This is a genomic window from Reyranella sp. (assembly GCF_004296935.1).
Lineage (GTDB): Bacteria > Pseudomonadota > Alphaproteobacteria > Reyranellales > Reyranellaceae > Reyranella.
The window spans coordinates 1-7531 of record NZ_SCVH01000098.1 but is presented as its reverse complement, the minus strand read 5'-3'; the positions used below and the strand labels follow the sequence as shown (position 1 = coordinate 7531).

Annotated in this window: 6 protein-coding genes; all 6 read right to left on the bottom strand. The window is 67.9% G+C overall.

Annotated features, from left to right (window positions below):
- Positions 1-835 (bottom strand): aldehyde dehydrogenase family protein (locus tag EPO55_RS13695; protein ID WP_296337443.1); only part of this gene is annotated, 835 nt, incomplete at its 3' end.
- 116 nt (positions 836-951) lie between these two features.
- Positions 952-1119, bottom strand: a complete 168-nt coding sequence (gene rpmG, locus EPO55_RS13690; protein WP_181533817.1) for a 50S ribosomal protein L33 — start codon at positions 1117-1119, stop codon at positions 952-954.
- A 327-nt stretch (positions 1120-1446) separates the two neighbouring features.
- Complete coding sequence (locus EPO55_RS13685; protein ID WP_296337442.1) at positions 1447-3024, bottom strand: S41 family peptidase; 1578 nt, start codon at positions 3022-3024, stop codon at positions 1447-1449.
- Positions 3025-3101: 77 nt separating this feature from the next.
- On the bottom strand, positions 3102-3512 hold the full coding sequence (locus tag EPO55_RS13680) for a DUF983 domain-containing protein (RefSeq protein ID WP_296337441.1): 411 nt from the start codon (positions 3510-3512) through the stop codon (positions 3102-3104).
- Positions 3513-3534: 22 nt separating this feature from the next.
- Positions 3535-5805, bottom strand: a complete 2271-nt coding sequence (gene rnr, locus EPO55_RS13675; RefSeq protein ID WP_296337440.1) for a ribonuclease R — start codon at positions 5803-5805, stop codon at positions 3535-3537.
- On the bottom strand, positions 5798-7531 hold a 1734-nt coding region (locus EPO55_RS13670), incomplete at its 5' end, for a DNA topoisomerase (RefSeq protein ID WP_296337439.1). The genes rnr and EPO55_RS13670, both read right to left, overlap by 8 nt.

Genomic DNA, 7531 nt, shown 5'->3' with positions numbered 1-7531 from the left:
CCAGCACGATGTTGGGCGACTTGCCGCCGCACTCGAGCCAGACCTGCTTCATGTTGGATTCGCCGGAGTAGCGCAGGAAGTACTTGCCGACCTCGGTCGAGCCGGTGAAGGCGATGACGTCGACGTCCATGTGGCGGCCGAGCGCCTGGCCGGCGGTCTCGCCGAAGCCCGGCAGGACGTTGAACACGCCCTCGGGGATGCCGGCTTCCGCCGCGAGCTCGGCCAGGCGAATGGCGGTGAGTGGCGACTGCTCGGCGGGCTTCAGGATCACCGAGTTGCCGGCGGCGAGCGCCGGCGAGATCTTCCAGCAGGCCATCAGGAGCGGGAAGTTCCACGGCACGACGCAGGCCACGACGCCCGATGCCTCGCGGGTGATCATGGCCACGACATTGCCCGGCGTCGGCGCGATCTCGTCGTAGATCTTGTCGATCGCCTCGGCGAACCACTGCACGGTGTTGGCCGAACCCGGGACGTCGACCGTGGTCGAGAAGGCGATCGGCTTGCCCATGTCGAGCGTCTCGAGCAGCGCCAGCTCCTCGCGGTTCTTCATCATCAGCTCGGCGAGCTTCAGCATGATGCGCTTGCGCTGGGCCGGCGCCATGTTGGCCCAGGTGCCCTTTTCGAAGGCCGCGCGTGCGGCCTTCACGGCGGCATCGACGTCGGCGGTGTCGCAGGCCGCGACCTTGGTCAGGACCTGACCGGTGGCGGGATTGATACAGTCGAAGGTCTTGCCCGAGACGGAGGGCGCGAACTTGCCGCCGATGAAGGCCTGGCTGCGGTAGGCGAGGGCTCCGACACGGGTCTTCCAGTCGTCGCGCGAAAGCTGGGCGCTCATTTCATTTCCTCCGGTTGCTTGGATGGGGCGGAGCCTAGCCGCAAATCGGCCCACGAAAAAGCCGCCCGAAAGGGCGGCTTTGGCGGCAGGCGGCGGGGCCGCCCTACTTGATCTTGTTACTTGATCTTGGATTCCTTGAAGACGACGTGCTTGCGCGCGACCGGGTCGTACTTCTTGAGCTCGAGCTTCTCGGTCTTGGTGCGCGGGTTCTTCTTGGTGACGTAATAGAAGCCGGTGTCGGCGCTGGACACCATCTTGATCAGGATCGAGGTCGGCTTGGCCATGGTCTTGTCCTTATGCCCGGAAGGGCGAATTCCTTGGGAGGCGGCAAATTAGTCGGGGCGGGCGCGGTGTCAAGCGCTGGAAATGGCCCCATGCCAGCCGATTTGCCGATTTCGTGGTCCACGAATGGTCCATCCCAGCCGATATTTTTCAGACACGCATCTCGAAAAGGATGTTCGTCGATTCCGTGGCAGCCGTCGCGGCGATTTCGTTTCACGATCAATGGTTTGGGCGCGGCTTTCGGACACCGATATCAGACAAACAAACCCCGTTCAGGCGTGGCAGGGAATGGTCCACTTCTGGGGTGAGCCTCGCCGACCGGGACCGGTCTAGCGGGCCGCCTGGAAGGTCGCGGCCTGCACGGCATGGGCATAAAGGGCGCGGTCGTGCAGCAACTGGCTGGCGATCTCGATGTCGCGCTCGGGCGAATTGTCGGCCGGCGGGCAGATCTTGCGCAGGTCGGCCACTTCCTGCTGGGTCGGGTTGCGGAGCGCATGCCAGCGCATCAGCGATGCCTGGTTGGAATCGACCGCCGATGTCGTCGCGGCCTGGCCGGCGGCACCCGCCTTGGCGGTGCAGATGCTGGGCAGGACGCCCAGCTCGTTCCAGGTGTAGCCCGACGGCGCCTGCAGGCGCGACCAGGTCAGGATGAGCTCGCCCTCGTTGGGCAGGCGCACGACCGTCTGCACGGTGCCCTTGCCGTAGCTCGTCGTGCCGACCACGACGGCACGGCCGCGGTCCTGCAGCGCCGCCGCCACGATTTCCGCCGCCGATGCCGAACCGCCGTTCATCAGCACCACCACCGGCAGGTCGGCGATCTTGCGGGCGGCCGCGCTCTTGTAGGTCCGGCGGCTGTCGGGATGGCGTCCCTGGGTCGAGAAGATGGTGCCGTCGCCGATGAACACCTCGGCCACCGCCTGCGCCTGGTCGAGCAGGCCGCCGCGATTGCCGCGCATGTCGATGATGAGGCCGGCGAGGCCGGCGCCGATTTCGGCGCGGGCCCTGTCGATGGCGGTGCGCAGATTGTCGGTGGTGGCGGTGTTGAAGCCGCTCAGCAGGATCAGGCCGACGTCGCCGCGGCGTTCGTAGACGACCGTCGTCGGAACGATGCGGCCACGCTTCATGCCGAGCGTGAGTTCGCGGCCCTGGGCCGGGCGCAGCACGGTGAGCACCACCGGCGTTCCGACGGTGCCGCGCAGGTAGCGCACGATGTCGCTCAGTGGCCGGTCGACCATGTTCTCGCCGTCGATGGCCAGGATCTGGTCACCCACCTGGATGCCGGCCTTGCCCGCGGGCGATCCATCCTGGATGGCGCGGATCATGATCTTCTTTTCGTCCGTGCGCTCGACGGTGATGCCGACGCCGCCACCGCCGTCGCGCTGGAAGCGGTTGTCGCGGGCTTCCTCGGGATCGGCGTAGCGGCTGTTGCGGTCGAGCTGCTTGGTGGTGGCGGCCATGGCCTGGCGAATGAGCGCCTGGCGGTCGCTGTCGCGGAGCGCCGGCGAGGTGTCGATCGAGCCGGCCATCAGTTCGGCCAGCATGCCGCCCCAGGCGCGACCGTCGGAGGTGCTGCCGGGCGTGGGTCGGCTCATCACTTCCCGGCCGTCGCGCTTGACCGTGAAGCTGGTGTCGGAGGTTTCCAGGGCCAGCGCCGGATCGGCGCTGGCGAAGCCGCGGTAGGTCTCGACCGACAGGGTGCGGAAATTGGGTTCGTAGAGGTGGCGATCGCCGATCGCGCGATAGGCCTGCAGCACCACGCGCTCGATATTGACGTCGGCGGCGACCGCGGGGCCGCCGCGGGTTTGGGCTTGAGGCGTGTCGGTCGAAGTCGCGCAGGAGGCGACCAGCGCCCCGACGAGCAGAATGCCTGCCGCGCGCGGCAGGGTCCATTGGAGGAAAGAGGTCAACGGAACGATCATACCCAACTGCCCGCCACACTAGCACAAGCTATTGGCGGCGGGCCACGACTCTGAGGAGAGCCGCCTCAAAGAGGGTTCTGGGGGGCCCCGGCCGAGGGTTTGGGAGCGCCGATCCGGTGCGCCCACAACAGTGCAATGACCGCTCCCTTGATGTGGGGAAGCAGGTAAAGCGCCAGCAAGACCGACAGGGGAAGCCACAGCAGGGCGTGAAACCAGAGCGGTGGCTGCTGGCCGTAGCGCTCCACGATCAGGACCAGGGGCACGACAATGTGACCGACGGCAAATATCGTGAAATAGGCCGGCGCGTCATCGGCGCGATACGGCTCGAGCGCCTGATTGCACGCCGGGCAGTGGCTCTGCATTTTCAGGAAACGTCCGAACAGGGCGCCCTTGCCGCAGCGTGGGCACCGTCCGGTCCAGCCCCGCAACAGGGCGGTCCAGAAATCGACCGGGGGGTAATCCTCAGCATCGTCCATTCTTGGAAGATGGGCGCTCGACTCACTTTCGTCGGCGTGACCGTTTGTCCCGAGGGGGGCCGCGATGCGCGACCGGACGCCGCGGCGGTCCCCGGCGGGCATCGGCGCGGGCGCCGTGCGGCAGGGCATGGCGCTCGACCCGCTCCAGCACCTCGACGATCTCGAACAGCAATCCGGCGGTGGCGGCATCGGCCTCGACCAGTTTCAGCTTCACGCGGTCACCCAGGCCGTAGGTTTCGCCGGTGCGCTCGCCGATCAGGAGCTGTCGGCCTTCGTCGTGGCGGAAGAACTCCTGGCCCAGCGAACGGATGGGAATGAGACCGTCGGCGCCTGTGCCGTCGAGGGCGGCGAACAGGCCGAAACGGGTGACACTGGTGATGCGGCCGGCGAAGGTGGCGCCGACGTGCTGGCTCATGAAGGCCACGACATAGCGGTCCATGGCGCCGCGCTCGGCGGCGACCGCGCGACGCTCGCACATCGACAGGTGCTCGCCGAACTCGACGAAGCGGCCGCGGTCGGCCTCGCTCAGGCCGCCGTCGCCGAGGCCATAGGTCGCGATCAGGGCACGATGGACGATCAGGTCGGGATAGCGGCGGATCGGCGACGTGAAGTGGGCATAGCGCGCGAGCGCCAGCCCGAAGTGGCCGAGATTGTCGGGACTGTAGACTGCCTGGCTCTGGCTGCGCAGCACCGTCTGGCTGACCAGCTGGGAAACCGGCTTGCCGGCGACGTCGTGCAGGACGCGGTTGAGGTCGGCCGGCCGCAGCCGCTGCCCGGTCGGCACCTTGATGCCCAGCGTGCCGAGAAACTCGCGCAGCGACTCGAGCTTGGCGAGGTCGGGCTGGTCGTGAACGCGATAGAGGCAGGCGGCGTGGCGCTGCTCCAGCGCCTGGGCCGCCGCGACGTTGGCCAGTACCATGAACTCCTCGATCAGCTTGTGGCTGTCGAGGCGCTCGCGCACGCCGATCTCGGCGATCCGGCCATCGTCGCCCAGCGTCACCTGCCGCTCCGGCAGGTCGAGGTCGAGCGCGCCGCGGGCCTCGCGTGCCGCCAGCAGGACGCGGTAGGCGCCGTAGAGCGGGCGCACGACCTCGTCCATCAGCGGTGCAATCTCCTCGTCGGGTGCGCCGTCCATGGCGCGCTGGACACGGGTGTAGGTGAGGCGCGCGGCCGACCGCATCATGGCGCGGTGGAACTTGTGGCGCTTGAGATGGCCTTCGGCGTCGATCCACATCTCGGCCACCAGCACCGGGCGATCCTCGCGCGGCACCAGCGAGCACCAGTGGTTGGAAAGTGCCTCGGGCAGCATCGGCACGACGCGGTCGGGGAAATAGACCGAGGTGCCGCGGCGATAGGCGGCGCGGTCGAGCGGCTTGTCGTGGCGCACGTACCAGGCGACGTCGGCGATGGCGACCAGCAGGCGCCAGCCGCCGGGATGGGCGGGATCGGGTTCGGCGAACACGGCATCGTCGAAATCGCGTGCGTCCTCGCCGTCGATGGTGACCAGCGGCGTCTGGCGCAGGTCGAGCCGGTCGCCGAGCGGGGCGGCCTTGGCGCGCTCGGCTTCCTCGAGAGCGGCCGGCGGAAACTCCACCGGAATGTCGTTGGCGGCGATCGAGATCAGGCTGACCGTGCGCGGGTCGCTCATCGGCCCGATGCGTTCGAGCACGCGCGCGCGCCGTGCCAGTGCGCCGCCGGTGGCCTCGATCCAGACGATATCGCCGGCTACCGCGCCGTTCTTGTCGGCCGGCCGCACGTCGAAGCTCACCCGGAGCTTGCGGTCGGTCGGCGTCACCAGCCCGAGGCCGTCACGGCCCGGCGGTTCCTCGTAGAGGCCGAGGATCTTCTTCGGGCCGCTGCCCAGCCGGCGAATGATCCTGGCCTCATAGGCGTTCTTGCCGCGGCGCTTGAGGCTCGCCAGCACGCGGTCGCCGACGGCCGGCGCCGGGCCGCCGCGCGGTGCCGTCTGCGGGTCGATCTCGATGACGGGCGCCGGGCCTTCCTTGTCGTCGTCGTGGCGGCGCGGCACGGCGATCAGGTGGCCGTCACCGTCGACCCTGACGATCTCGAGAACCGCGACGTCGGTCAGTGCCGCGGGATCGCGGAAGGTCTTGGCACGGTCCGGGGTGATCTCGCCCGCGTCGCGCAGATCGCGCAGCAGTTCCTTCAGTTCGATGCGCTGGTCGCCCTTGAGGTTGTAGGCACGCGCGATCTCGCGTTTGCCGACCGGGGTGGCGCTCTCGCGGATGAAGGCCAGCAGTTCGTCGCGGGTTGGAACCTTGCCCTTAGCCATCGGTCCCGGTGCGGGGCGGGGACTCGACCTTGGCCTTGCGCTTGGGCGCGGCCTTCTTCCTGGCGGCGGCCTTGGATTTGAGCTGGGGCTTCGGATCCGCGTCGTTGGCCGGCACTGCGATATCGGCCACGCCATTCGCCGCCTTGGCTTTGGCCTTCGGCTTGGCCTTGGGGGCCGCGGCCTTCTTGGCCCGCGCGGGCTTCTTGCCGCCGCCCTTGGCCGCGCGTTCGGCGAGCAACGACACGGCGTGGTCGAGCGTGAGCTCCTCCGGCTTGATGTCGTTCGGCACCGTGGCGTTGATGCCGCCGTGCTTCACATAGTGGCCGTAGCGGCCATCGTAGAGCTCGATCGGCGCCTCGTCGTTGGGATGATTGCCGACGACGCGCAACGGCTTGATGGCGGCGCGGCCGCGGCCCGGCACCCTGGCCTCGGCCAGGAGCGCCACGGCGCGGTTCATGCCGATCTCGAGCACGCTCTCGTCGGCGGGAATCGATTTGTATTTCGGCCCGTGCTTCACATAGGGGCCGAAGCGGCCGACGCCGGCCAGGATCATCTCGCTGTCTTCGGGATGCGGCCCCAGTTCGCGCGGCAGCGCCAGCAGCGCCAGCGCCTTGTCGAGCGTCACCTCGTCCGGGACCATATCCTTCAACAGCGATTGCCGCTTGGGCTTGTCCTTGCCCTCGGGTTCGCCCAGCTGGACGTAGAGGCCATACGGGCCCTTGCGCAGCGTGACCTGCTTGCCGGTGACGGGATCGACGCCCAGGATCTTGGGGCCGTCCATGTTGACGCCCGAGGCGGCATCCGCCTCGGCGTCGACGATGCCCAGCTTGCGCGTGAAGCGGCACTCCGGATAGTTCGAGCAGCCGATGAAGGCGCCGAACTTGCCGAGCTTCAGTCCGAGCCGGCCGTTGGCGCAGGACGGGCAGTCGCGCGGATTCTTGCCGTCCTTGCCCTCGGGGAAGAAGTGCGGCCCGAGTTCCGAATCGATCTTGTCGAGCACTTCGCGGACGCGGAGTTCCTTGGTCTCGCCGACGGCGGCGGAGAAGGCCTTCCAGAATTCGCGCAGCACCTGGCGCCAGTCGATCTTGCCGCCCGAGATATCGTCGAGTTCCTCCTCGAGATGGGCGGTGAAGTCGTATTCGACGTAGCGTGGGAAATACGTCTGCAGGAACGCCGTGACGATGCGGCCGCGGTCCTCGGGCACGAAGCGCTTGCGGTCGATCTTGACGTAGTTGCGGCGCTGCAGGACCTCGATGATGCTGGCATAGGTCGAGGGCCGGCCGATGCCGAGCTCCTCCAGTTTCTTCACCAGGCTGGCTTCCGAATAGCGCGGCGGCGGTTCGGTGAAATGCTGTTCCGGCACGACGTCGCGGCGCTCCAGCGCCTCGTTTTCGCCGACGTCGGGCAGGATTGAATTGCCGTCCTCGTCCTCGCTCTTTTCGTCCTGGCCCTCGTCGTAGAGGGTGAGGAAGCCGTTGAACTTCACGACCGAGCCGGTGGCGCGCAGCTGGACGTTCTTGTCGCCGCTGGCGATATCGACCGTCACCTGGTCGAGCACGGCGCTTTCCATCTGGCTCGCCACGGTGCGCTTCCAGATGAGCTCGTAGAGGCCGAGCTGGTCCTTATCGAGATGGGCGGCGACATCCTGCGGCGTGCGGAAGAGGTCGGTCGGGCGGATCGCCTCGTGCGCCTCCTGGGCGTTCTTGGCCTTGGAGGTGTAGACGCG